The organism is Cytobacillus eiseniae, assembly GCF_017874625.1.
In the GTDB taxonomy this organism is placed as follows: domain Bacteria; phylum Bacillota; class Bacilli; order Bacillales; family Cytobacillaceae; genus Cytobacillus; species Cytobacillus eiseniae.
The window spans coordinates 1-24044 of record NZ_JAGIKZ010000013.1 but is presented as its reverse complement, the minus strand read 5'-3'; the positions used below and the strand labels follow the sequence as shown (position 1 = coordinate 24044).

Sequence of the window (24044 nt, the reverse complement as noted above, 5' to 3'; positions counted from 1 at the left end):
TCTATAAGTCTCGAATTGGGTGGACGGCCAGTTAATGCGGGATAAAGGGGAATAATGAATGAAAATTTTATGTGTAACGACTATTTCCAGTACAGTAAATGCCTTTCTGATTCCACATATAAGATCTTTGCTAGCAAGTGGAAATGAAGTTGGGGTGGCCTGTAATTTAATAAAGGATGTGGACCCAGAAATCAGAAGACTTGGCTGCAGTGTACATGAAATTGAATTCCAAAGAAGCCCAATCAAAATGGAAAATATACGTGCCTACAAAAGGATTAAGAAGATTGTGTTGGAAGAAGGGTATGAAATAATACATGTCCATACACCTGTCGCTTCCTTTCTAACAAGATTAGCGTGTAGAAGGTTAAATGTGAAAGTTTTATATACTGCGCATGGATTTCACTTTTTTCAAGGGGCACCAAGAAAAAACTGGTTCATCTATTATCCGATTGAAAAAATTGCAGCAAAATGGACTGATAGTTTAATAACAATGAATGATGAGGATTATCTTTCAGCAAGAAATTTGAAACTAAGAAAAGAAGAATCAATATTTAAAGTAAGTGGCGTAGGAATTGATCTAGAAAAATTTATCCCACAAACTACTGAAAGAAAACAGGCATTACGTGAGGAGTATCAGTATAAAAAGGATGACTTTATTATTATTTACATTGGTGAATTAAGCTATCGAAAGCACCAGGACCATCTTATCAAGGCAATCAGTTTAGTGAAAGGAAAGATAGAGAATGTCCGGCTTTTACTAGTTGGAGATGGCGGATTCGAGGAACAATATAAAAGATTAGTTCAAACATTGAATATAGAGGGTTATGTTGATTTTCTAGGTTATCGAAAGGATATTCATCATTTGCTCGCTCTTGCAGATTTGGCTGTTTCAACTTCCAGGCAGGAAGGGTTACCAGTAAATATTATGGAAGCGATGGCAACAGGGCTGCCGATCATTGTAACTAATTGTAGGGGCAATCGGGATTTAATTGTAGATGAAGAAAATGGCTTTATTGTAGGAATAGATGATATTGAGGCGTGTGCCAATGCAATAGAAACACTATATCAATCCGATGAGTTGAGAACAAGGTTCGCAAAGAAAAGCAAAGAAAGGATTCATCTATTCTCAGAGGAGGCCGTTTTAAAAGAAATGAGAGAAATATATGCTTCCTATTTACGATAAACGAAACGGTTACTTCTAAATCAATTAAAATTTCAAATGCAGAAGGAGTAATAGATATGAGTTTATTAGTAAGTATAAATTGTATAACGTATAACCATGAAAAATATATTGCAGCATGCATGGATGGTTTTTTAAAGCAAAAGACGAGTTTTGATTTTGAAATTATTATTGGGGAAGACTGTAGCACGGATCAGACAAGAAAAATGATTGAAGAATATATGAAGCAATTCCCTGGGAAGATCAAGTTAATTACGTCTGACTCTAATGTTGGATGGAGAGAAAATGAAAAAAGGGTATTTCATGCTTCAAAAGGTAAATACATTGCTATTTGTGAAGGCGATGATTATTGGACTGATCCATATAAATTACAGAAGCAAGTCGACTATATGGAGAGTCATCCTGAATGTAGCCTTTGTTTTCATGCAGCCATCATTGTAAATGAAAATGGAAAACGAAGTGGCGAGGTATCACGGCCATATACTCATTCGAAAATATCACCAACCGTGGATATGATTACAGGAGGTGGAGGGTTTTGCCCGACGGCGTCCCTCTTATTTAAAAAAGAATCAATGGAAAATCTCCCCGGGTTTTATCAGGATGCCCCAGTAGGTGATTATCCACTTCAAATGATCCTAGCTAGTCAAGGCTATGCCTATTATATGGATGAAGAAATGTCTGCATATAGGGTTGGTGTCTCTGGATCATGGACAAATCAATTATTCTCGGGGGAGAATGCGGCAGAAAAGATCGCAAATGTAAAAAAAGGAGAGATCCTTCTCTTAGAACAATTTGATCAATACACAAATAAGAAATATACGTTTGAAATAAAAAGAACAATAAGAATGAGAGAATTTGAACGCCTAGTCTTGCAAAATAAAAGAAAGCAAGCATTGGACAATGAAGTTTTTTCTGAGGAATTAAGTATGGTAGAAAAAGCTAAGGTCTATATTCAACTATATTTCCCTGCATTTTATCCTAAAGTTTTCATGTTCATTAGAAAATACCAAAGAATAGCTAAACTCTACTATAGATTAAGAAGTAGCAGATGACCAATGAAGGGTAATCATAATCTCAAAGAAAAAACGGTAAGAGGATTGTTTTGGAGCATTCTCGACTTACTATCAAATCAAGGGATTCAATTCCTAATTCAAATTATTTTGGCACGCTTATTGCTGCCAGAACATTTTGGATTAATCGGTCTAACGATTGTTTTTATTGCTATCTCAAATGCCATCATTGATGGGGGAATATCACAAGCTTTAATACGAGAACAAAAAGTGACGCAGACAGACTACTCGACAATCTTTTACTTTAATTTACTCATGTCCTGTGCAGTATATGCTGCACTTTTTACTTTTGCCCCGATGATCAGTACTTTCTTTAAAGAGCCTCAACTCATTTTGATATTGAGACTATTATCTTTAGGATCAATTATTCATTCATTCAGTATTATTCAAAAGGTTCAATTAACAAAGAATGTTGATTTTAAACGGCAAACAAAAGTAAGTATCATCTCAAGTGTTGCATCGGGAATTATCGCTGTTATTTGTGCCTTTAATGGTTTCGGTGTCTGGGCAATTGTCATTCAAACTCTTTCCATGCAGGGGATTCAGTCCATCCTTTTATGGTTACTAAATGGGTGGAGACCATCATTTGTATTTAGCTATTCTTCGTTTAAGAGATTCTTTAAATTTGGGTCAAGGCTACTGGCTGCAAATATGATTTCAACAGTCTATTCAAATATCTTCTATCTATTGATAGGCAGAATGTATTCATCTAGCCAACTAGGATATTATACAAATGCTGTTAGGCTAAGTGAAATGGCATCCTTTTCATTAACGGTTGCACTTCAGCGCGTAACATATCCTGTATTTAGTCGTATGCAGGATAATCAAGCAGTACTTAGATCCAGCTTTAAGCGAATCATTAAAATCACAACCTTTGTTAATTTTCCGATAATGGCGGGTCTTGCTGCCATTGCACCTTCACTGATTCATTTGTTATTTGGGGAGAAATGGATGGCAATGGTAATTTACTTTCAACTATTATGCTTATCAGGAATGTTATACCATTTACATGCAATAAATCTAAATATCCTCCAAGTAAAAGGAAGATCCGACTTGTTTCTTCAATTAAGTATTGTAAAAAAGGTGATTTTTACTTTCATCATTATTGCAGCTGTGTGGGCAAACTTAGGAATGATTGGGTTAGTAGGTGCTGCGGTTTTGGATTCCTATCTAGCTTTCTTAATTAACAGTTATTACTCTGGTAGAGAAATTTCCTATTCTACCTTTGAACAGATAAAAGATTTGCTGCTCATTTCATTAAATACATTCATTATGGCAGTAGTCGTCTATGCAAGTGGCGATATTTTCCCAGATAACCATCTAATTAAATTAATCATGCAAATATGTCTAGGCTGTTTTGTTTATATCGCTTTGAGCAAAGTTACAAAGAGCAGAGAATTAATGGAAGTTTGGACAATTGTATTATCTTTTGTAAAAAGAGGAGATAAAAAAATGAAGGTAATCAGCAAATGAAGGAAACGATCGTAATGATTGAATTCATTCATTATATCAGGAGTCGAGCCTACCATGTGGATACTTAAAAAGGTGTATCATATATTCATTCATGAGGGATTTGCAGCAGTACTAGTAGAAATGCCTTCATGGATTTTCGGCAGATATTTTCTGCACTTACGTACGAAAAAGGAAATGGAAAAAGCAGCAAGATACGGAGAACGATTGATTCGGCTATTTCCGAATAAACAATTATTCTATCAATGGCTAGCCAAATGCTATAAAGAACTTGGAAAAGAGGACTTAGCAAAAAGCACATTACTAAAAGGATTAGAGAAGAGAGTATCCATAGCTGAAATCATCGAAGTCTTAGGAGAAAAAATGAATCCAGCTATTTTCCTAGAATCGAAATATCTTTATTTAGGTGGAGAACAAAATTTAGGCTGTATTGAACATAGAGTGGTTATCAATGGGAGGCAAAAAGTATATCTCACAAAAATTTCTCCAAGAGTTGGTTTTGAAAATGAAAAGCTGTTTTACAATAAACTCTATCATTCATTTCGAGCCTATCGGGAAATCACTCCTCAATTGATTAACTTTACAGAGTTCATCGAGGAAAATCTCCTCTTCATTACAATGGAAAAAATGGATGGGTTGCCGCCTGCATTCAATCAAAATAATATAGAAAAAATGATTCAAGCACATAATCTCATGACTTCAGTCAGATATAAGGAGCTTATTCATTGCCTCCCAAAACAAAATTTGAATAGGCAAGTGAAATTACTAACGGATGGCGATCCGACAAATCCAATTCGTGCTTTGCATTCATTTGCCTCTATTCATACAAAATTGACAAATCAACAGATTTTTCAATATGTTGACAAACGAATGAAGGAATTGAATTATTCCTTGGAATCGACTCAATTGCTGACAAGGCTAGAGAAAGTTATTGTAGGGAAAGAATTATTCAATAAAATCAATCCAGCTACTCATTATTCACTACAGCATGGTGATTTTAATGATCATAATATGTTGTTGGAAGAAAAAAGCGAAAAGCTCTATCTAATTGATTGGGGGAATTTAGCAATCGGACCAAGATGGATCGATATGGCAGGGTTTCTAGGTCAGTTAAAGCATCCTTTCCATCGAATTAAAAATGATTATTTATTAAACCCAGCAGCAACCGGAGATTTCGAATCAATTGAAAAGTTATTTTTTATTTATACACTTATTATTACTTGGTTCATTGTTTTTGAGAAAAATGAATTTGACCAGCTTCATGATTTATATATTCGACCAGCTTTAGAGATGGTTGAAGCTTTAGCGTTAGAGGTGGAGAAAAATGAGGGAAATGATAGGTCTATGATTAAGCAGAAAGTCTAATAGGGGATTAACACTCGTAATGGAAGGAGCGATTTTATGAAGGGGATTGTTTTAGCTGGAGGCTCGGGAACAAGACTTTATCCAATTACTCAAGCCATCTCTAAGCAATTATTACCGATTTATGATAAGCCAATGATCTATTATCCATTATCTGTGCTCATGCTTGCTGGCATTCGGGATATCTTAATTATTTCTACGCCAAAGGATTTGCCACTTTTCGAAGAATTACTTGGGGATGGTTCCAGTTGGGGGATAAAACTTGAATATAAAGTGCAAAAGCATCCACGTGGCCTAGCGGATGCTTTTATTATTGGTGAGGATTTTATTGGAGATGATTCTGTTTGTCTTGTATTAGGTGATAATATTTTCTATGGTCCAGGCTTTACCCCTTTATTGAAAAATGCGGCTAACTTAAAGGAAGGAGCCCTTTTATTCGGGTATCAAGTAATGGACCCACAAAGATTTGGTGTAGTCGAGTTTGATGAGGAATATAATGCCTTATCGATTGAGGAAAAGCCAGCAGAGCCAAAGTCAAATTTCGCGGTAACAGGATTATACTTTTATGACAATCAGGTGATAGAGATTGCGAAGCGTGTATCTCCATCTGCTAGAGGTGAACTTGAAATTACAGATATTAATAAAGAATATTTAAGGAATAAGCTGTTAAAGGTTGAGCTTCTAGGACGCGGATTTGCCTGGCTTGATACGGGTACATTTGAGAGTTTCTTAGCAGCTAGTCAATTTATTGAAACGATAGAAAAGCGCCAGGGCTATAAGATTGCTTGTTTAGAAGAAATTAGTTATCGAAATCAATGGATTTCTACCGAAGATGTGTTGGAAAAGGCTATTCAATATAAAAATGATTATGGTGCTTATTTGAATGAATTAGTAAGCAGCGAATTTATTCACGCCCATTTGGCAGCTGTTAAAGCGCCAGAAACGATCTATTAAAGAAAAAAATGGAGGTACCAATGAAAATCTTGTTAACTTCAGCTGGACGTAGGGGATACTTAGTTAGGTACTTTAAAGAAGCCATTCCTAATGGAGAAATACATGTAGCAAATAGTTCCGAGTATTCTGCGGCTATCCAATTTGCTGATCGATTTGTTGTTGCCCCTCTTATTCATGATGAGTCATATATCCCTTTTTTACTGAGTTATTGTTTGGAACAGGAAATTACAGCCATTATACCTTTATTTGATATTGATCTGCCCATACTTTCTAGTAATAAAAAGCAATTTGAACAAATTGGAGTGACTGTGATCGTTTCCGATGAGAAGGTGATTGATGTTTGCAATGATAAATGGGAAACATATCATTTTTTGCAAAGAAATGGATTTAAGCATCCACATACCTTTTTATCTGTATCTAGTGCATTGAATGCAATTGATGCAGGCAAAATTTCCTTCCCATTAGTTGTTAAACCAAGATGGGGAATGGGGTCTATCTTAATTTTTGAGGCAGAAGATCGTATGGAACTTGAAATTTTCTACAATAAAATCAAACGGGAAATAATGAAAACATATTTAATCTATGACTCAATGAAAAATAGGAATGAAAGTGTAATCATTCAAGAAAAAGTATATGGGCAGGAATACGGCTTGGACATTATCAATAATTTGGATGGAAACTATGAAACGACAATTGTGAAAAAGAAGATAGCCATGCGAGCGGGAGAAACAGATTATGCTGTAACGGTTATGGATGAAGAATTGGTTCAAATGGGTGAACACTTAAGTCGTAAGCTTGGACATATCGGCAACCTTGATGTGGATATTTTTCATTGTAAGAATGGGGATGCCTATATTTTAGAAATGAATGCACGGTTCGGTGGCGGTTATCCTTTTAGTCATTTAGCTGGTGCCAATTTACCTAAAGCGATGGTTGCTTGGCTACAAGGGGATCGTGTGAGTAAGAATGAATTGCTGGTCACTCCAGGGGTTGTTGGCTATAAAGATATAAATATTATTGCTCGTACAAAAGTGCTGATGACATAAATGCCAGATTTGTCTCCTTTCAAAATAGGAGAGGGCAAATAGAAATGGATTTTTTGTATAGGGGAGGGACTATAAATGATACCCGTGTCACAGCCTTTTCTTCCACCAAAAGATGAATATGACCATATGATTGCAAAGTTGTGGGATTCAAAATGGCTAACAAATAATGGAGAGTTCGTGAAAGAGTTAGAAAAGGAGTTAAAAAGATATTTAGGCTTGTCTTCCCTGCATTTTGTAAGTAATGGCACAATCGCATTGCAATTAGCGATAAAAGCATTAGAAATCAAAAATGAAATCATTACGACTCCATTTTCCTTTGTCGCGACGACGACCTCGATCCTATGGGAGAATTGTCAGCCTGTATTTGTTGATATTGATCCGCATACGCTATGTATGGATCCTAATCGAATAGAGGATGCGATAACGAGTAATACAACGGCTATTTTAGCGACACATGTATACGGAATTCCTTGTGATGTAGAAAAGATAGAAAAAATAGCAAAGAAATACAATCTCAAAGTTATTTATGATGCTGCTCATGCTTTTGGCGTTCAATATAAAGGACGCTCATTATTGTCGTATGGGGATCTTTCTACATTAAGCTTTCATGCAACAAAATTATTTCATACGGTTGAAGGCGGAGCCGTGATTAATAACGGAAATTGCAATTGGGATCAGAGCATTAAGTTATTAAGGAGCTTTGGATTTGAAAACGAAGAATATATCATGGCTGGAATCAATGGGAAAAATTCAGAATTCCATGCAGCGATGGGTTTATGCAATTTAAGATATGTAGATGAACAAATTAAGCGCAGAAAAGATCTAACGGAATTGTATCATGAGTTGCTTGGTGAACACTTCAAAAGACCGAGTATACCTATGGACACGATATATAATTATTCCTATTATCCAATTATCTTGAAAAATGAAGACGAACTATTGAAAATACAATACAGACTAAAAAAACAGAAGATTGAAACTAGAAGATATTTCTATCCGTCATTGAATAGGCTGCCGTACGTAATAAGGAATGCTACTTGTCCAATTTCTGAGGATATTTCACAAAAAATTCTTTGTCTGCCACTCTATAGCCAATTAGAAATGGAGGATGTAAAAAAAATTACAGATATAATGATGAAAAAAGAAGCAGTAAGCACGATATAGATTTAGGACGGAAAAATGGGGAGAGTTCAATGAATTTACTTATTACAGGAGGAGCCGGGTTTATCGGCTCTAATTTTATTTTATATATGCTAGAAAAGCACGAGGACATCCGAATTATTAATCTTGATAAGTTAACCTATGCTGGTAATCTTGATCATCTTAAAGCAGCTGAAAAGGACCCCCGGTATTTTTTTGTAAAAGGAGATATTTGTGATCAGAGTCTCGTAAAAAATCTATTTACGAAATATTGCATTGACGGAGTTATCCACTTTGCAGCAGAATCACATGTTGATAATTCAATCAAAAACCCTCAAGCATTTATTGAAACAAATGTAGGTGGGACTGCTACTTTACTTGAAGCTGCAAGACAATTTTGGATGAATGATGCGAATGCCTATCAATCGGCACGTTTTCTTCATATTTCTACTGATGAAGTGTTTGGTACGCTTGGAGAAGAGGGTTTTTTTACTGAAGATACTCCATATGCTCCAAATAGCCCCTATTCAGCAAGTAAGGCTGCTTCAGATCTGCTAGTAAGGAGTTATTTTCATACATTCAATATGAATGTTGTTACAACAAACTGCTCGAACAATTTTGGGCCGAGGCAGCATGAGGAAAAGCTAATCCCAACAATTATTCGAAAAGCATTAGCATTAGAGAAAATCCCTATTTATGGGAGTGGGAAAAATATTCGTGATTGGATTTATATCCATGATCATTGCAGAGCACTTGAAAAAGTTTTTTTTGATGGAAAGATAGGAGATTCATATGTAATCGGAGGTCATAACGAAAAGTCGAATATTGAAATTGCACTAGAAATTTGTGGGATTCTTGATGACCGAATCCCGATTACAAGAAATGAACAGGGAATCATCAGTTATCAACAATTAATTGAATTTGTAGAAGATCGACCTGGCCATGATTATAGATATGCAATTGATGATGCGAAAATAAGAAAACAATTAGGGTTTCGGCCAACCTATGATTTTAAGAAAGGGATGGAGGAAACAATCGCCTATTTCCTATTAAAGGAGAATGCTTATGATGTTTATTCAATTTAGAAATCAGATGTGGGATTTTTATAAAGAAAGATGATTCAGTTTTATTTTATGATTATCCATTAAATTAATTGATTTTTTTCTTGAATATTTTTGATTAAGGCTTTTCCCTTGGTAACCAATTGTTAATTGGAATGCTGGCTTGCGGTGTGAAATAAATGTTGGATTTTTAATCTATGAAAGATTAAGAGAGGGAAGAATAATGACTACAACATTAGCAACTGCCTATATACTGCAGATTCACAATAATCCAGATCAAGTCAATAAATTTATTACTCAGCTTCTTACAGGAAACCAGGCGGATATATATGTTCATATTGATAGAAAAAGCTATGACAAGTTAAAAGGCAAAATAATCATTCATCCAAATGTAACTGTTTTATCAACAAGTATTAATTGTGAATGGGGAGATATCAGTCAAGTAGATACAACACTTTTGCTCTTAAATGAAGTAGTTGCCTCAAAGAAAATGTATGATTATGTCTGTTTAAGAAGTGGGCAAGATTTATTAGTAAAGGATGGCTTTAAAGACTTTTTAATAACAAACAGCGGGAAAGCATTTATGACATATAAGAGAATGAATCGGAGTAACTTAGGACATGTCAAACTTAAATGGCCAAAAATAACCCGTAGACGTTATACGACTGCTCACCCAATAAGAATTTTCAGGAGAATTTTGCAAAGTCTTTATCGAAAGGGAATCAATCTGTCTCCCAATTTAAATGATTGGCCAAAAGATTACCAATTTTATAAAGGGTCGCAATGGTTTTCCATTCCATTTGATCTAGCGAAATATGTCATTGAATTCGTAGAAGAAAATGAATGGTACTACAAGTTTTTTGAACATACACTCGTCCCTGACGAAAGCTTTTTTCATACATTAATTCTAAATTCATCCTATCGGGAAGCAGTTGTGAATAATAATCTATATTTCTGGAAATGGGGAGAAACACTAAGTGATAAAAATTCCCCTCAATATTTAAGTAGTGGGGATATCGAACAAATAGTTGGTTCAAACCAATACTTTGCTAGAAAATTTGATGAAACGATTGATCAGTCTGTAGTGCATTACTTTTACGAGAGAATCGGATTTGGTCAGAAAATAACGAATACAGGGTGATAGGGATTGAATAAATTAGTAGAAGAAGAAAATGCAATACAAGGCTACTATTCACAAGATGGGATGAAATTTGATTATCGGAAGCTTAATGAACTGGAAAACAGCTATGGTTCCTCATTTTATATCGTAAATGTTCATAAACTAAGAGAAAATTATCTAAAAATAAAACAGGCATTTAAGAGCAGATACGATAATTTTATTATTGGCTATTCTTATAAAACAAATTATCTCCCTTATTTATGCAAGGAATTGTCAAGGTTAGGGGCCTATGCAGAAGTAGTATCTCGGCTAGAGTATGATTTAGCAATTAAATTAGGTGAAGACCCGAAAAGGATCATATTTAATGGACCATTAAAAAGCAGAGAGGATATCCATTTAGCCTTAAAAAATGAAAGCATCCTTAATGTTGACTCACTGTATGAGGTCGAGATGATTAAGGATTATGCGCTGAAAAATCAAAATAGTGTGGTAAAAATTGGTTTAAGAGTAAACTTCGATCTTACTGAAAATGGCGAGCCAATTTTACAAGATGGATACGAAATAAGTAGGTTTGGTATTTGTATCGAAAATGGCAATCTACAATCAGCAATTATTGAATTGAAAAAGATAGCAAATATAAAAATAATCGGGCTACATGGACATTTTTCTACAACGAAGAGAAGTGTTGAATCTTACCGAATAAAGACGAAGAAGCTTTGTATGATTGCTAAGCAAAGTCTAGCAGATAGCTTAGAATTTATTGATATTGGCGGGGGCATTTATGGTGAATTGCCAGCGTCATTTCAAATAAATGCCCCTACTTTCGATGATTATGCAGAAGCGGTATGTGAAGTAATGAATCGGGAATTTATGGATTTTGAAAGAAAGCCAGCCTTGATATTAGAGCCAGGAGTGGCAATGGTTGCTAATGCGATTATATTTATTGCAAAAGTAATTGAAACGAAAAGTGTAGCAGATCAATCTTTTATTTTAGTTGATGGTAGTGTACACAATATAAAACCAACGATGCATAAAAATAATCTGCCTATGCAAATCATCAGAAGGAACAATGATCTGAAGGCAAAAAAAATGTTTAATATTGTAGGATATACGTGTATGGAAAAGGATTATTTAGCACATGGAATCAATGATGCTCTACCAAATAAAGGGGACTATATTATATTTGAAAATGTCGGGGCATATACAATTGTGTTCAATCCTCCTTTTATAAAAGTGCGCCCTCCTATTTTAGCAGCAGAAAATAATGACATTTTTGTTGTTCGAAGGAAAGAAGAATTTAAGCAATTTTTTAATGAAGAACTATATATTTTTTAATAGGCTAAAGGTGAGAAGCGAATGAATATCTTAATTTGCAGTGTCGGGAGACGTGTGAAACTAGTTCACTATTTTAAAGAAGCACTTCATAAAGTAAATGGAAGAGTGATTGCTGTAGATTGTGATATAAATGCACCAGCCTTGCATTGCGCTGATGTGTTTGAGGTTGTGCCTCGGATCGATCATCCGAATTATATTACCCATATAATCGACCTATGCGTTAAATACGAGGCAAAGGGGGTTTTAACTTTAATAGATCCTGAATTATCATTACTAGCTTCTTATAAGAAAGAGTTAGCAAACCATGGCATTCAAGCAATCGTATCTGAGGAAAGGATCATTGATATTTGTTTTGATAAATATAATACCTATCAATTTTTACAAGAAAATAATATTCCTTGTATCCCTACTTATATAGATGTTGAAAAAGCAATGAAGGATATAGATATAGGAAAAATAAGCTTTCCATTAATCGTGAAGCCAAGAAATGGAAGTGCAAGTATTGGCATCCATAAAGTAACTACAATGAAAGAGGTTGAAGATTATAAGGAGCGTTCTCACTTTGTTCTGCAGCCTTTTATTGATGGAGATGAGTATGGGGTAGACTGTTATATTGATCTAATTACACAGCAAACAACAAATATCTTTGTGAAGAAAAAGATATCTATGAGGGCAGGAGAAACAGATAAATCAATATCAATAATCGACCCTATTTTAAATGAAGAGGTTGAGAAGCTTATAAATGTACTTAAACCAATCGGACCGATTGATATTGATTGCTTTAAAACAGAAAATGGCTATGTCATATCAGAAATTAATCCAAGGTTTGGCGGTGGATACCCACATGCGCATGAATTAGGACAAAATTTTGTTCATAATATTATCAATAATTTATTTGAGAAGGCAAATAGCTTTGATGAGAAGGGGTATAAAGAAGGGAGCACCCTATTAAAATTTGATGATTTTATTCTATTTTAATTGTGAACGCTATCTAATCGGAATGTAGCCGTTCATAATTATTATGGATCAATTTGTATTCTATGATGTAAGTAAAAAAGGACCAGTCCCAACTATGTTTGGGGCTGGTCCTTATTCGCGTTCTACATCAATTCTATAGGCTGTCAACACATATCGGTAAGGTGCATCCCCTATAAATGAGAATGGATAGCAGGTAGAGACGGTCAGTGTTTCAATTGGTGCCGTCGATTGAATGACTGTTGTATCATTGGCGTCAACAATCTGTGAATCACTAATTTCATAACTGAATTGTCCATAAGGCATCATAATTGTGAAGAGGTCTCCTATTTCTAATTCTCCTAGCTTGCGAAAGACTGTGTCACGATGCCCAGAGAGCAAAATTTGATCAGGCTCTCCTGGGAAAACAGTGCTGGAATAATGTCCTACCCCAATTTCAAGTTCATCTTCATCGGTTCCTTCTATTATAGGGAGTTCTGCCTGTAGTCTTGGAATTTTCAATATGCCAATTACTTCTCCTTTTTTGAAAGAAATGTCAGAAAAGTGTTCTTTCTCTCGAACGCTTTCTTGTTCTTTATGATTGAAATAAGAAATCTTCTCCTTTCCTTCTATTAAGGCAGCGTTCAGTTCTTTTTTTTGTTGAAAAAGGTCAAATAAGGAGTAGGAAATAAGGAATGTACCAATGATCATAAGAATAGCTGCTATAAGAAGGCTAAAATGCTTCATTTGCTTCATGATTTATCCTCCAATGCTTTTTATAATTTCATTATAAAGAACAAAACGTTCAATAAAAAATACAAAATAGTAAGATAATTTGAGGGAAAGGGAGGAAATAAGAGGAAAACGTTCTTTATAACGCAAAAACGGCTGAATTTAGCCTTTTTCAAAATAATACATTTGAACTATACTCAATTCATAGAGTTCGTTAAAGAGAACGGAAACGTGGTTATTAAGAACTTGTGGATGTAAAGGCAAAAGCGGATTTAATAAGGCAGCAAAAGGATGGTGGAGGAATCATGAAGTTGAAAAAGGTAACAAAAGTGATTAGCAATCTAATAACAGCATTCCTATTTATGGTCGTAGTTTTCATGGCTATTCTAGTCATCTCAACAAAAGCATCAGGTGGAGAACCACAAGTATTAGGCTACCAGCTCAAATCCGTTTTATCTGGCTCAATGGAACCAACCTTTTTAACCGGGTCTATTATAGCAGTTGAGAAAGTCGAAGGGGAAGCAAAGAAGGGCCTTAAGGATGGGGACGTCATAACGTTTGTTGATAGTGAAGAAAGATTAGTCACTCACCGAATTATTGGAATTAAAACAAGTGGCGAGCATGTTATGTACGAAACAAAGGGAGACAATAATAATGCAGCTGATATGGATCCAGTCCTTTCAGATAATGTCCAAGCAGTATACACAGGATTTACGATCCCTTATGTAGGTTATCTCATTAATTTTGCTCAATCGAAGGAAGGCAGCGCACTTTTGCTCATTGTACCTGGTCTATTATTACTAGGCTATGCAGGATTTAGCATCTATCAGGGCTTAAGGGAGCTTGATCCAAAAAAGAATGAAAAAGACACCGAAGAAAAGACAGCTTAACATGGTTGCACTCCTTGTAGTTTCTACAAGGGTCAATATAAAAAATTATACATACCCCCAAAAAAAGGGTAAGAGGAGGAAATGGAAAATGAGCGTTAAGAAAAAATTAGGTTTAGGAATCGCAGCAGCAGCACTAGGTATTTCATTAGTTGGTGGAGGAACATTTGCATACTTCAGTGACACAGAAGTTTCGAACAACACATTTGCAGCCGGTACATTGGATTTGGCAGTAAATCCTTCAGTAGTTATTGATGTAGATAATCTTAAGCCTGGGGATGTAATGGTTAGAGAATTCGCATTAGAAAACAACGGGTCTTTAGACATTTCAACAATTGACCTAGCAACTGCATATAATGTAGTAGATGCAAATGGAGACAATACTGATGACTTTGGTAAGCACATTAAAGTCCTTTTCCTTGAGAATGCAGACAAAACGGGTGATGGCTGGGTGATTGGGGATTACAATGATATCATTTCTGAAACAACACTATATGACCTTCAAAATATGACTCCAGATGCTGTAGAAAATTTAAATCACTGGATCACTGAACTTCTTGGTTTAGGTGGAGAAGACAGCGGATTAGCAGCTGGTGCTACTGATTCAATGTACGTAGCATTCGAATTCGTCGATAACGAAAAAGACCAAAACGAATTCCAAGGGGATGCATTAGAACTTGAATGGACATTCACAGCTCACCAAACAGAAGGTGAAGAAAGATAATATTCAACTAACAAAAGGCGGGAATTCATTCCCGCCTTTTGTTAAATCCAAACATGTGAGGTTACGCCATGAATAGCCAAACTCTACTGGCAAAACCGTTGAAAGTAATATTTCTTGCGAGTCTAATAATCTTCTTAATTTTAGGACAGAAAAATGTGAGTGCAAATGAAAAAGAGCTTGATATCAATACAAGCACAAAACCAAATGGCTATATTTTTGAAGTAGGCAATTTAAAACCAGGAGATTGGATGCCGAGAGATATAACAATTTTTAATGACGGAAAGCAAGATTTTAAATACACAGCTGTAATTGGTGAGAAAAAGTCGGTTAAAGGATTGCTGGAAGAATTAGAGTTTCTTGTGAAAAAAGAGGATGTTGTCTTGTATGAAGGGAAGCTCGATCAATTTCAAGGGTTTACGCCGAGAAATTTAGCAAAAGGGAAGAGCGAAACTTTGTTTTTAGAAGTAAGGATGCCTTCTGGACTAGGGAACGTATTCCAAAATGCCGGTGCCGAAGTTGAAATTATCTTTCAAGCAGAAGCACTAGGAGATCCAGGTAATCCAGGCGATTCAGGCGACCCAGGTGATTCAGGCGACCCAGGTGATTCAGGTAATCCAGGTGATTCAGGCGACCCAAGTGATTCAGGCGATTCAGGTGACCCAGATAACGAAGGAACTCCAGACGACTCGGATAATAATCCAGGCAATCAAGATGGTTCATCTCCAGGGGATTCAATAGAGGTAGATGGAGATGTGAATGACCCAGAAAATACGAAAGAAGTAATTGCTGTTACGCCTGAAATAACAGAACATCTATTGCCGAAAACAGCTACAAATACGTATAACTTTCTTTTAATAGGTGCTGTTTTACTAGGAGCTGGAGGCCTTCTTGTATTTTTCTATTTCCAAAGGATGCGTCGTAATCAGTAGGAGAGGCCGATGAAATAGATGATTTCTAGGCCTTATCATTGAAAGAATGGTGGTGTCATATGTACCAAAAAAATTGTGACCGATGTTGTCGATCTTCTTATAGCAGTTGTGAAGTGGGTGAGTGGTTATGCCCAGTTTGTGGACATGATCTAACGGCATATCCTTTTTTTGATGCGATGACGTTGGAGAGGATAAATATGAAACTCCCGCCTATTCATGAAAAAATGGATAAGTATCGCAAAGGGTATGCCTACATAAGAGAATAGTAGAATAAAAAAATTTTTATAAAAAAATGCATAGTCCTAGATAAGTAATAATAAAGATTAAATATAGCTATATATTCTAGTAGAGGAAACCTACTTGGGGGGAGTATTGTGGTCGATACAAAAATAGAGTTCGCAGAAATAGATCAAGAATGGCTGCAGTTAATAAAAGAAGCAAGAGAATTAGGAATTGAGAAAAAGGAAATTATCGACTACTTAAATAATGGAATGCAGACAATAGAAAATTAATAAGAACTTCAAGAATAAGTATTTCTTAGAATGATTATCATCATAAGAAATGCTTTTTATTTTGTATCAGTGATCCTAAAAGGGTGATTTTTTTGAATAAAATAGTAGCCTATTTAGCGTTATTAAATGTAGCGGATGGTACACTTACATTTTTTGGACTTCAATATTCCTTAATGGAGGAAAGCAATCCGCTAATGAATCATCTTTATGCATTCAGCCCACTGCTTTTTCTCGGTTATAAATTTCTACTTTCTGGTGTTCTTTGTCTATTAGTTCTTACGAATAAATTTCCAACCTATCGTTTTGTAAAAGCAATGCTAGTAACTGCAGCGGCCATTTATTCGGTAGTTATTGCCATTCATGCCATGTGGATTATTCCGATCATTGTGTAGGGAAGCTAGTATAAAAAAATAGAATGATTAAATATCAATGATATTTGTGGGAAATATATCTGATTCCAAAATAAAACTTTCGACTTATTATGTAAAAAACTTCTTAATATAAAGAATGATTTCTTTGATTATATCGATTGCTTGGATAAGTGCTTGAGGAAAAATGTCGAAAAAGGACTAAAAAAAATGGATTAAAAATTTTCAGAAAAGACAAAAAGTAACAACTTTAGTGAATTAAATCATATACAATACAAAATATAGAATAGATTACATATCTAAAAAAGTATAGAAAAAGGCAAACCTATTGAAAAATAGGGACGCAAAGTCACGGGTCTAAGGTATTAGTAGAATTACTAGGATCGCCGGATTGCCTTCAAAACGAAAAGTATTTTGGGGGGAACGATGTGGTTGAGATGAAAGTTAGAATGGAAGGAATTGACATTGAGTGGTTGCAGCTTATATTGGAAGCAAAAAATATGGGCATAAATAAAGAAGAAATTAAGGAATTTTTCACCCAAAATAAGGTGGGAAATGATTGAGTAAAGTGGCTAGAACTCATCTATTATGGGTTCTAGTACTTTTTATTTTCAACCTCGGTTTTACTAGTACCCATTCTCATTACTATTGAAACATTTATATGTTTGCATGAAACAAAAAAGCACGAACTCCACGTAATGATGGTTTTCGCACTTTTTTCTTTATTTACTCTGATCAATTCTCCACTTATTGAATTCCAGAAACTCACGAAATTGTTCTTTTGATACCCCTGATTTCATTGCTTCTTGAACAATATTCATCCATTCCGAATCTAATTCCTCTTTATTTGGCTGTTCATGTATTAAATGGTCAACAGGTACATGTAGTACCGCAGCGATTTTTTCAAGAAATTGTATAGAAGGGTTTGTTTGTAAGTTTCTTTCGAGCGAACTTAAATAAGACTTGGCCACGCCAGCTTGTTCGGCAAGTTCGGATAACGACATTTTCTTTTCTTTGCGGAGTATTTTTACGCGTTCACCGATCATCCAATCTCACACACCTTACTAGTTATAGAAATAAATAAGTATTTAAAGGATTTATACAGTTCCATATTAAGAACATATTTCTATCTTATCATAAAGCTTCGGAAAATTTCACTTATATTTGTCGGTTGAGAAAATTTTTTTCAATTAATAGGATGATTTCATTCATTGTAGATTCTATATGTTCTGCATTATTAATGAAGTGGAATGGTTCCGTGTACTCCATTTTTTTATGTGCATAGCGAGGGTCGTAATATTCCTCAAGCAATATTTTAATGACTAAATGATAATTTTCTTGATTAACCGCTTCATCAAGACGAAAAATGAGATCATAATCTTTTAAACGTTTTTTTATATAAACTAATCGTTCAATCACTTTATTATGGAACCATTCTTCCTGCAGGTAAGGGAATACATAATCAGAATAGATTCGTTCAATCCTTGATTGTAAAGAGGATTGTAGCTGTATATTCATTCCTTGTTGTTTCTTTAATAATAAGGCTTCAGGGATCACAACTTTCCCAATTCGCTTACTTTCAGCTTCAATCAAAAAATAGGGTGATTCTTGCATGCCCATTAATGATTGAAAAAGAAGGGCATCAAATGTCTTTTGGTTGTTTCCGGTAAACAATCCATATGTTCCAAAGATCGATCCGCGATGACCTGCTAAAGCCTCTAAATCAATAACAGGAAATCCTTTATCGCTTAATCCTTTTAAAATATCTGTCTTTCCTACACCAGTCATGCCATGTAATGTAATTGCTTTTTCTGGAAGCATCGCAGGAATTTGTTCTAAGATATATTGGCGATATGCTCGGTATCCCCCGACTAATCTAGGAATAGAAAGTCCAGAAAATGAGATAAAGGTAGCAACTGCTTTGCTACGCATCCCGCCTCTCCAGCAATAGATGATTGGCTGCATGCCATTTGCTGATATCTCCTTAATTTCTCCTAAAAGAGTAGGGAGTTTTGGGGAAACAACCTCCATTGCTTTCCACTTTGCGGCATCAGAACCTTCTTGTTTATAGATCGTCCCGATGACTGCTCTTTCTTCATCCGTAAATAACGGGATATTTACCGCACCAGGAATACAAAACTCTTTAAATTCCACTGGGGAACGTACGTCAATTGGAATTGCATTTTTCAATTGGAGCAATTCACCAACAGTTATTTCTTTCATGGCTCTTCCTCCGATTTTTTCATGTACAAGTATATTTTAACTGATTTTTGCTAGAGATGAAAATGGAAAGTAAACACCAAATTTATGTATAAAAAAACAGCCCTCACGAAAGGCTGCTTTCACATGTTATTTATTCTTTCTGAGATTTCCAAGCTCTTCCACTAATGCTTGCATTTCATTTGGGCTAAATGAATTTTTTTTCATCACTAGGTCATAAATATCTTTTAATTCCTCGTACATCTCTTCATCAAAGTGAGATGGTTTAATAGCACCTAAATTTAATACCTTCAGCTTATTCTTAATTTCTTCAATCATGTACTCTACATTTTCTGTTGATTTCATCGTTAAATTCATTCAGTTATCCCCTCCCAAATTTATCTTATTCCATATGTGTTAAAATAATATCTGTTTTTTTATAAAAATGAGCGCCAAAATCCAGCTGCTAACGGAGCCTTCCAAGTAATATTACTACTATTAGCCTTGGGTTAAACTAAAATTCCCTCTTCCTTCGTATTCTCATCTTTCCATGTTCATTATAAAATGTCAACTAAAAATCGTATTATTGGTTGCAGAAGATAGCAAGATGGAAGAAAATAATGACAAGGAGGAATGAAACATATGATTAAGGTATTATTTGTTTGTCTCGGAAACATTTGCCGATCACCAATGGCTGAAGCGATGTTTCGTGATCTTGTTAAAAGGGAAGGATTAGAGCATGCAATCGAAATTGATTCAGCAGGCACTGGTGATTGGCATATAGGAAATCCGCCACATGACGGAACGAAAGAAATCCTCAAGAAGCATCAAGTTATAGCTGATGGCCTTGTTGCGAGACAAATGAAAGATAGTGATTTGGACCATTTTCATTACATCGTAGCAATGGATGCATCCAATATCGAAAACATTGAAAAAATCGGGAAGGGAAACCAAACATCACGAATTGTTCGATTACTAGACTATGTAGAGGACCAGCAGGATAAGGATATACCTGATCCGTATTATACAGGCAATTTTGAAGAAACATATGAGCTAGTGAAAAAGGGCTGTATTCATCTATTAAAAGAAATTCGCAGCAGCCATACTACCTTAGGAAAGTGAGAGTGGAAAGAAAATGGGGAAATCATTATTTTGGAAAGGTGTCATCCTTGGTGCAGTTGCTGGAGGGGCTTTAAGTCTATTAGACAAAAGCACGCGTCAAACTGTGGCATCCAATTGTAAAAAAACAACAAGTGAAATTTCTTATTATGTGAAGCATCCTAATGTAGTCGTCAATCAAATAAAAGAGGTTTCAAGTAAAATAAAAAACACAGTGGAGCAGGTCACTTCTGAAGTTGCATTTATTGCTGATCGAGTAGAAGAATTACAAGACGGAACGCCTGATGTTTTCGGGCTTGTTGAGAAAACAAAGGACGCCTTTCTAGGAGAGGAAATGGATGAGGCATACAAGGAATGGCCATTAAAGGATGAGATAGACAAGTAGAATGATGTGAAGAGAGGTGTTGGAATGGGACGAGCCTTTACTGCTTTGCTCCCACGTTTGTGGAAACGAGTGTTTGAGGATGATGTATTTGGTCTTGCTGCACAATTGGCCTATTTCTTCTTGCTTTCGTTATTTCCATTGCTAATATTTCTGGTCACACTCTTGCCTTATTTACCGATTACACAGGAGGATATTCTCGGAGTTGTTCGTGATTTTGCACCAGGAGATAGTATGACATTAATTGAGACTAACTTAAATGAGCTCTCAACGAAAAATGGCAAGCTTTTGTCGTTTGGAATAATTGCGACGATTTGGTCTGCATCCAATGGAATCAATGCCATTATTCGTGCGTTAAATAAAGCATATGATGTGAAGGAGAATCGTCCATTTCTGATTGCTAGGGGAATGGCCATTTTATTCACCTTTGCGATGCTATTTGTTATTGTTGTTGCCTTGCTTCTCCCTGTGTTCGGGAAATTAATTGGTACATATTTATTTGCTAAATTTGGTCTTTCTGATGAGTTCCTTGCCACATGGAATACACTTCGTTGGCTAGTTAGCTCAATTATCTTATTTATTATTTTTACGGGTCTTTATTGGCTTGCTCCTAATAAAAAATTGAAATGCTTAGCGGTTATTCCTGGTGCTGTTTTTGCCACGATTGGTTGGGCTTTATCATCGCTCGCCTTTTCCTATTATGTAACGAATTTTGGGAATTTCTCTGCAACCTATGGGAGCATCGGTGCGATTATTGTCCTAATGATTTGGTTTTACCTAACAGGGATTATCATCATTCTTGGCGGGGAGATCAATGCGATTTTCAGCCAAAGCAAAAAGGATGATTGTTGAAAATGCTATAAGTTTCCTTAAATAATTCATCGCTTCTGTTAAAAGATAAGACAGGGGGAAATGAATGATCAAAAAAAGGAGGCGCAAATAATATGACGAAGAAAACAAAAAAAGATGGTGGAACAAAGCAAAAAGGCAAAAATAAGCCAAATCAAAAAACCTCTGGTTCAGCAAATGGACAGAATGGCTATCATTAAATAAAAGCCCGGGATTCTCCCGGGCTTTATACTGTACATAGGATTTGAATTAGTACTAGTTAATTTCCTACGATCTTAAAAGTCTCAAGCTATTTAAGATCACTAAAATTGTGCTGCCTTCATGGGCAATGACACCAAAAGGAAGGTCAACAAATTGAAGAAAGTTTGATGTAATTAGGAACGTAATTACAATAATTGAAAAGACAACATTTTGCTTAATAATTTTGTTCATTCTTCTTGAAAGTGTAATTGCTTCTGAAATACGAGGGAGATCATTTTTCATTAGCACCACATCAGCTGTCTCGAGGGCAACATCAGATCCTTCCCCCATGGCGATGCCAACATTAGCTGTCGCAAGTGCAGGGGCATCATTAATGCCATCACCAACCATTGCCACATTCGTATATTTTTCCTTCAAATGCTTTAAATGTTCAACCTTATTTTCTGGCAGGCATTCAGCAATATAGTCATCCAATTCAGCTTTGCCGGCAATGGCTTTTCCTGTATTTTGACTATCACCAGTCAACATGATTGTATAGATTCCTTGTTTTCTTAAATCACTAATTGCTCGTTTTGTTTCTTCACGAACGACATCCTGCAATGCAATGAGTGCAGTAATTTCCCCGTTTTTCTGAACGAACACAGTCGTTTTTCCTTCCGTAGCCATTTGTGCTGCAGCACCGTTAGCGAAGTTTTCTGCTGCTTTTGCACCGACGAATTTGGCCTTTCCAATTTTCCATTCTTCATGATCAATCGTTGCTTTCACGCCCCAGCCGGCGACATCTTCCATGCTTTCAGGATTTAAGAAAGATTGTTTTAATGTGTTCTTTGCATATTTAATAATCGCATTTGCTAAAGGATGTGTAGAGTGACTTTCAATGGATGCTGTTTTTAGAAGAATTTCTTCTTCCGAATAGCCATCCGCTACAATGATATCTGTTACTTCAGGCTTTCCTTTTGTTAATGTTCCTGTTTTATCAAAAGCAATCGCTTGTAAATGGCTTAAATTTTCTAAATGAACCCCGCCTTTAAAAAGGATTCCGCGTCTTGCCCCATTAGAGATCGCTGATAAAGTTGCAGGCATAATCGATGCAACTAGAGCACAAGGAGAGGCGACGACAAGCAAGATCATTGCACGGTAAAAGGTTTCAGTCCAGCTCCATCCTAAAAGAAAATGGGGAGCAAACATCATGAAGACAACAACAGCCAAAACAACTTTCACATATGTCCCTTCAAAGCGCTCAATGAAAAGCTGGGAAGGAGATTTTTCTGTTTGGGCAGATTGGACAAGCTCAATGATTTTTTGAAAAAGGGTTTCACTATTCGATTTTGTAATTTCAACTGTAATGGAACCATTTAAATTGACTGTGCCAGCATAGACAGCATCCTCGATATCTTTAGAAACAGGGAGGGACTCTCCTGTAATCGCTGCTTCATCAATCGTCGTATGACCTGCTATGATTTTACCGTCAGAAGGAATGCGTTCCCCTGGTTTCACTAAGATTTGGTCACCGATAATTAATTGTGATACATGTACTTTTTCCTTTTTTCCATCAGTGACGCGTAAAGCTTCCTCAGGCTGAAGCTCCATTAAGGCAGAAATTTCTTTATGGCTTTTGTTCATCGTGTATGTTTCGAGTGCACCGCTGACAGCAAAGATGAAAATAAGAATCGCTCCCTCTGTCCAGTAGCCAATGATTCCAGATCCGATGGCAGCAAAGATCATCAGCATTTCTACATTTAACTCTTTATTGGCAATGGTTTCTTCGATTCCTTCTTTTGCCTTAGCAAATCCCCCAATAATAAAAGCAAGGATATAGGTGATCACGGAAGCAGTTGCGAGCTCATTTTTGTCGAGTAGCCAGCCTGCTGCAATGAGCACACCGCTAAATAAGGCAGCAATCAATTCGGCATGTAGCTTTATCTGATCAAACCATTTGGTAGTTGTTGCTTCTGTTTCCTCTTTTACTAAGTTTTTATCTTCTAAACTCATCATTTTTCCTCCTTTAAACAATTTTAATCATCATTCACTGAGCCTTCTAATTGATAAGAAGAATCAGCTTCAATTGCCCTATAAAACAACGAAAGCTGCCACCCGGGGGTGACAGCAAAAAATATAAAGTAAAAGGATTACTAATTTAGATTAATTATTATTAGTTTACTATACAACAGATGAAATGAACAGAAATTTATTTTATTAAAATGAAAATTTAATTAAAGACTTAGTCGTACTGAATGGTCATTTTCTTGTGTTTGAAAAATAACCGGAGAAATTCCGGCTAAATTGGGAAATACCTGTATTTCCTTAAAAATAAGGGAGGTTTTTCCGCTTATTTGGTTCAAATCGATGATTTTTGGATTAAGTCCATATAATTGTGTAAAAAGAGAATGAGCCATATCAATTTCTGGTTACAATGTTTTCAGCGACGAAAATTGTAAAGGAGAAATTGA

The 24044-nt window shown here is 35.7% G+C and carries 25 protein-coding genes and 1 riboswitch; of the genes, 20 read left to right on the top strand and 5 right to left on the bottom strand.

Annotated features, from left to right (window positions below; all coding sequences use genetic code 11):
- Positions 1 to 58 precede the first annotated feature (58 nt).
- The 11 genes from J2Z40_RS11955 (at position 59) to J2Z40_RS11905 (ending at position 12716) form a co-directional block, all read left to right on the top strand.
- Positions 59 to 1183: a glycosyltransferase family 4 protein gene (locus J2Z40_RS11955; RefSeq protein WP_066391659.1), complete on the top strand. Its 1125-nt coding sequence runs from the start codon at positions 59 to 61 to the stop codon at positions 1181 to 1183.
- 56 nt (positions 1184 to 1239) lie between these two features.
- Complete coding sequence (locus J2Z40_RS11950; protein ID WP_083953828.1) at positions 1240 to 2232, top strand: glycosyltransferase; 993 nt, start codon at positions 1240 to 1242, stop codon at positions 2230 to 2232.
- Between the two features lie 3 nt (positions 2233 to 2235).
- A complete protein-coding gene (locus J2Z40_RS11945; RefSeq protein ID WP_066391663.1) occupies positions 2236 to 3723 on the top strand; it encodes a lipopolysaccharide biosynthesis protein in 1488 nt (495 codons plus the stop codon).
- A gap of 54 nt (positions 3724 to 3777) precedes the next feature.
- The gene (locus J2Z40_RS11940) at positions 3778 to 5085 is read left to right on the top strand and encodes a phosphotransferase (protein WP_066391665.1); all 1308 of its coding nucleotides are present in this window, start codon (positions 3778 to 3780) and stop codon (positions 5083 to 5085) included.
- A 36-nt stretch (positions 5086 to 5121) separates the two neighbouring features.
- Positions 5122 to 6036: a glucose-1-phosphate thymidylyltransferase RfbA gene (gene rfbA, locus J2Z40_RS11935; RefSeq protein ID WP_066391667.1), complete on the top strand. Its 915-nt coding sequence runs from the start codon at positions 5122 to 5124 to the stop codon at positions 6034 to 6036.
- Between the two features lie 20 nt (positions 6037 to 6056).
- Positions 6057 to 7082, top strand: coding sequence for an ATP-grasp domain-containing protein (locus J2Z40_RS11930; protein WP_066391668.1), 1026 nt, complete (start codon positions 6057 to 6059; stop codon positions 7080 to 7082).
- Between the two features lie 75 nt (positions 7083 to 7157).
- Positions 7158 to 8246, top strand: a complete 1089-nt coding sequence (locus J2Z40_RS11925) for a DegT/DnrJ/EryC1/StrS family aminotransferase (protein WP_066391670.1) — start codon at positions 7158 to 7160, stop codon at positions 8244 to 8246.
- A 29-nt stretch (positions 8247 to 8275) separates the two neighbouring features.
- Positions 8276 to 9307, top strand: a complete 1032-nt coding sequence (rfbB, locus tag J2Z40_RS11920) for a dTDP-glucose 4,6-dehydratase (RefSeq protein WP_066391672.1) — start codon at positions 8276 to 8278, stop codon at positions 9305 to 9307.
- A 199-nt stretch (positions 9308 to 9506) separates the two neighbouring features.
- Complete coding sequence (locus J2Z40_RS11915) at positions 9507 to 10424, top strand: beta-1,6-N-acetylglucosaminyltransferase (RefSeq protein WP_066391674.1); 918 nt, start codon at positions 9507 to 9509, stop codon at positions 10422 to 10424.
- 6 nt (positions 10425 to 10430) lie between these two features.
- Entirely contained in the window at positions 10431 to 11738 is a 1308-nt protein-coding gene (locus J2Z40_RS11910) for a type III PLP-dependent enzyme domain-containing protein (protein WP_245350080.1), read from the top strand.
- Between the two features lie 21 nt (positions 11739 to 11759).
- A complete protein-coding gene (locus J2Z40_RS11905) occupies positions 11760 to 12716 on the top strand; it encodes an ATP-grasp domain-containing protein (protein ID WP_066391675.1) in 957 nt (318 codons plus the stop codon).
- A 111-nt stretch (positions 12717 to 12827) separates the two neighbouring features.
- Here J2Z40_RS11905 and J2Z40_RS11900 read toward each other — a convergent pair whose 3' ends face one another.
- Complete coding sequence (locus J2Z40_RS11900; protein ID WP_066391676.1) at positions 12828 to 13448, bottom strand: class D sortase; 621 nt, start codon at positions 13446 to 13448, stop codon at positions 12828 to 12830.
- A 287-nt stretch (positions 13449 to 13735) separates the two neighbouring features.
- On the opposite strand from J2Z40_RS11900, the gene sipW reads away from it, so the two are divergent.
- From sipW to J2Z40_RS11870, 6 genes are all read left to right on the top strand, one after another.
- Positions 13736 to 14314 (top strand): signal peptidase I SipW, encoded by a 579-nt coding sequence (gene sipW, locus J2Z40_RS11895; protein ID WP_066399088.1) that lies wholly within the window; start codon positions 13736 to 13738, stop codon positions 14312 to 14314.
- Positions 14315 to 14402: 88 nt separating this feature from the next.
- Entirely contained in the window at positions 14403 to 15035 is a 633-nt protein-coding gene (locus tag J2Z40_RS11890) for a CalY family protein (RefSeq protein ID WP_066391677.1), read from the top strand.
- 68 nt (positions 15036 to 15103) lie between these two features.
- Positions 15104 to 15964, top strand: a complete 861-nt coding sequence (locus J2Z40_RS11885; RefSeq protein ID WP_066391680.1) for an LPXTG cell wall anchor domain-containing protein — start codon at positions 15104 to 15106, stop codon at positions 15962 to 15964.
- 374 nt (positions 15965 to 16338) lie between these two features.
- Positions 16339 to 16476, top strand: a complete 138-nt coding sequence (locus J2Z40_RS11880) for an anti-repressor SinI family protein (protein WP_245350079.1) — start codon at positions 16339 to 16341, stop codon at positions 16474 to 16476.
- A 92-nt stretch (positions 16477 to 16568) separates the two neighbouring features.
- Positions 16569 to 16868 (top strand): DUF5658 family protein, encoded by a 300-nt coding sequence (locus tag J2Z40_RS11875; protein ID WP_066391684.1) that lies wholly within the window; start codon positions 16569 to 16571, stop codon positions 16866 to 16868.
- A 284-nt stretch (positions 16869 to 17152) separates the two neighbouring features.
- Positions 17153 to 17243: riboswitch (cyclic di-GMP riboswitch) on the top strand.
- A gap of 38 nt (positions 17244 to 17281) precedes the next feature.
- Positions 17282 to 17407 carry an anti-repressor SinI family protein gene (locus J2Z40_RS11870; RefSeq protein WP_083953991.1) on the top strand — a complete coding sequence of 42 codons (126 nt, stop codon included), beginning with the start codon at positions 17282 to 17284 and terminating at the stop codon, positions 17405 to 17407.
- Between the two features lie 159 nt (positions 17408 to 17566).
- Here J2Z40_RS11870 and J2Z40_RS11865 read toward each other — a convergent pair whose 3' ends face one another.
- The 3 genes from J2Z40_RS11865 to J2Z40_RS11855 form a co-directional block, all read right to left on the bottom strand.
- On the bottom strand, positions 17567 to 17890 hold the full coding sequence (locus tag J2Z40_RS11865; protein ID WP_066391686.1) for a helix-turn-helix domain-containing protein: 324 nt from the start codon (positions 17888 to 17890) through the stop codon (positions 17567 to 17569).
- A 112-nt stretch (positions 17891 to 18002) separates the two neighbouring features.
- Positions 18003 to 19067, bottom strand: coding sequence for a tRNA 2-selenouridine(34) synthase MnmH (gene mnmH / locus J2Z40_RS11860; RefSeq protein ID WP_066391688.1), 1065 nt, complete (start codon positions 19065 to 19067; stop codon positions 18003 to 18005).
- A gap of 126 nt (positions 19068 to 19193) precedes the next feature.
- Positions 19194 to 19421, bottom strand: coding sequence for a DUF1128 domain-containing protein (locus J2Z40_RS11855; protein ID WP_066391689.1), 228 nt, complete (start codon positions 19419 to 19421; stop codon positions 19194 to 19196).
- Between the two features lie 264 nt (positions 19422 to 19685).
- On the opposite strand from J2Z40_RS11855, the gene J2Z40_RS11850 reads away from it, so the two are divergent.
- From J2Z40_RS11850 to J2Z40_RS11840, 3 genes are read left to right on the top strand one after another with little or no spacing between them, the layout of a single operon-like run.
- The gene (locus J2Z40_RS11850; RefSeq protein ID WP_066391690.1) at positions 19686 to 20165 is read left to right on the top strand and encodes a low molecular weight protein-tyrosine-phosphatase; all 480 of its coding nucleotides are present in this window, start codon (positions 19686 to 19688) and stop codon (positions 20163 to 20165) included.
- A 13-nt stretch (positions 20166 to 20178) separates the two neighbouring features.
- On the top strand, positions 20179 to 20547 hold the full coding sequence (locus J2Z40_RS11845; RefSeq protein WP_066391692.1) for a YtxH domain-containing protein: 369 nt from the start codon (positions 20179 to 20181) through the stop codon (positions 20545 to 20547).
- A gap of 24 nt (positions 20548 to 20571) precedes the next feature.
- Positions 20572 to 21396 carry a YihY/virulence factor BrkB family protein gene (locus tag J2Z40_RS11840; protein ID WP_066391693.1) on the top strand — a complete coding sequence of 275 codons (825 nt, stop codon included), beginning with the start codon at positions 20572 to 20574 and terminating at the stop codon, positions 21394 to 21396.
- A 264-nt stretch (positions 21397 to 21660) separates the two neighbouring features.
- Here the strand turns inward: J2Z40_RS11840 and J2Z40_RS11835 are convergent, their stop codons facing one another.
- Positions 21661 to 23586 carry a heavy metal translocating P-type ATPase gene (locus tag J2Z40_RS11835; RefSeq protein ID WP_066391695.1) on the bottom strand — a complete coding sequence of 642 codons (1926 nt, stop codon included), beginning with the start codon at positions 23584 to 23586 and terminating at the stop codon, positions 21661 to 21663.
- Positions 23587 to 24044 lie beyond the last annotated feature (458 nt).

Excerpts from the sequence above, each read along its gene's own strand:
- J2Z40_RS11840 (WP_066391693.1), top strand. The coding sequence starts at position 20,572 with ATGGGACGAGCCTTTACTGCTTTGCTCCCACGTTTGTGGAAACGAGTG.
- J2Z40_RS11885 (WP_066391680.1), top strand. The coding sequence starts at position 15,104 with ATGAATAGCCAAACTCTACTGGCAAAACCGTTGAAAGTAATATTTCTT.
- J2Z40_RS11955 (WP_066391659.1), top strand. The coding sequence starts at position 59 with ATGAAAATTTTATGTGTAACGACTATTTCCAGTACAGTAAATGCCTTT.
- J2Z40_RS11855 (WP_066391689.1), bottom strand. The coding sequence starts at position 19,421 with ATGAATTTAACGATGAAATCAACAGAAAATGTAGAGTACATGATTGAA.
- mnmH (WP_066391688.1), bottom strand. The coding sequence starts at position 19,067 with ATGAAAGAAATAACTGTTGGTGAATTGCTCCAATTGAAAAATGCAATT.
- J2Z40_RS11850 (WP_066391690.1), top strand. The coding sequence starts at position 19,686 with ATGATTAAGGTATTATTTGTTTGTCTCGGAAACATTTGCCGATCACCA.
- J2Z40_RS11845 (WP_066391692.1), top strand. The coding sequence starts at position 20,179 with ATGGGGAAATCATTATTTTGGAAAGGTGTCATCCTTGGTGCAGTTGCT.
- rfbA (WP_066391667.1), top strand. The coding sequence starts at position 5,122 with ATGAAGGGGATTGTTTTAGCTGGAGGCTCGGGAACAAGACTTTATCCA.
- J2Z40_RS11905 (WP_066391675.1), top strand. The coding sequence starts at position 11,760 with ATGAATATCTTAATTTGCAGTGTCGGGAGACGTGTGAAACTAGTTCAC.
- J2Z40_RS11925 (WP_066391670.1), top strand. The coding sequence starts at position 7,158 with ATGATACCCGTGTCACAGCCTTTTCTTCCACCAAAAGATGAATATGAC.
- J2Z40_RS11945 (WP_066391663.1), top strand. The coding sequence starts at position 2,236 with ATGAAGGGTAATCATAATCTCAAAGAAAAAACGGTAAGAGGATTGTTT.
- J2Z40_RS11835 (WP_066391695.1), bottom strand. The coding sequence starts at position 23,586 with ATGAGTTTAGAAGATAAAAACTTAGTAAAAGAGGAAACAGAAGCAACA.
- J2Z40_RS11930 (WP_066391668.1), top strand. The coding sequence starts at position 6,057 with ATGAAAATCTTGTTAACTTCAGCTGGACGTAGGGGATACTTAGTTAGG.
- J2Z40_RS11865 (WP_066391686.1), bottom strand. The coding sequence starts at position 17,890 with ATGATCGGTGAACGCGTAAAAATACTCCGCAAAGAAAAGAAAATGTCG.
- J2Z40_RS11940 (WP_066391665.1), top strand. The coding sequence starts at position 3,778 with ATGTGGATACTTAAAAAGGTGTATCATATATTCATTCATGAGGGATTT.
- J2Z40_RS11890 (WP_066391677.1), top strand. The coding sequence starts at position 14,403 with ATGAGCGTTAAGAAAAAATTAGGTTTAGGAATCGCAGCAGCAGCACTA.
- rfbB (WP_066391672.1), top strand. The coding sequence starts at position 8,276 with ATGAATTTACTTATTACAGGAGGAGCCGGGTTTATCGGCTCTAATTTT.
- J2Z40_RS11915 (WP_066391674.1), top strand. The coding sequence starts at position 9,507 with ATGACTACAACATTAGCAACTGCCTATATACTGCAGATTCACAATAAT.
- J2Z40_RS11950 (WP_083953828.1), top strand. The coding sequence starts at position 1,240 with ATGAGTTTATTAGTAAGTATAAATTGTATAACGTATAACCATGAAAAA.
- J2Z40_RS11900 (WP_066391676.1), bottom strand. The coding sequence starts at position 13,448 with ATGAAGCAAATGAAGCATTTTAGCCTTCTTATAGCAGCTATTCTTATG.
- J2Z40_RS11870 (WP_083953991.1), top strand. The coding sequence starts at position 17,282 with ATGAAAGTTAGAATGGAAGGAATTGACATTGAGTGGTTGCAGCTTATA.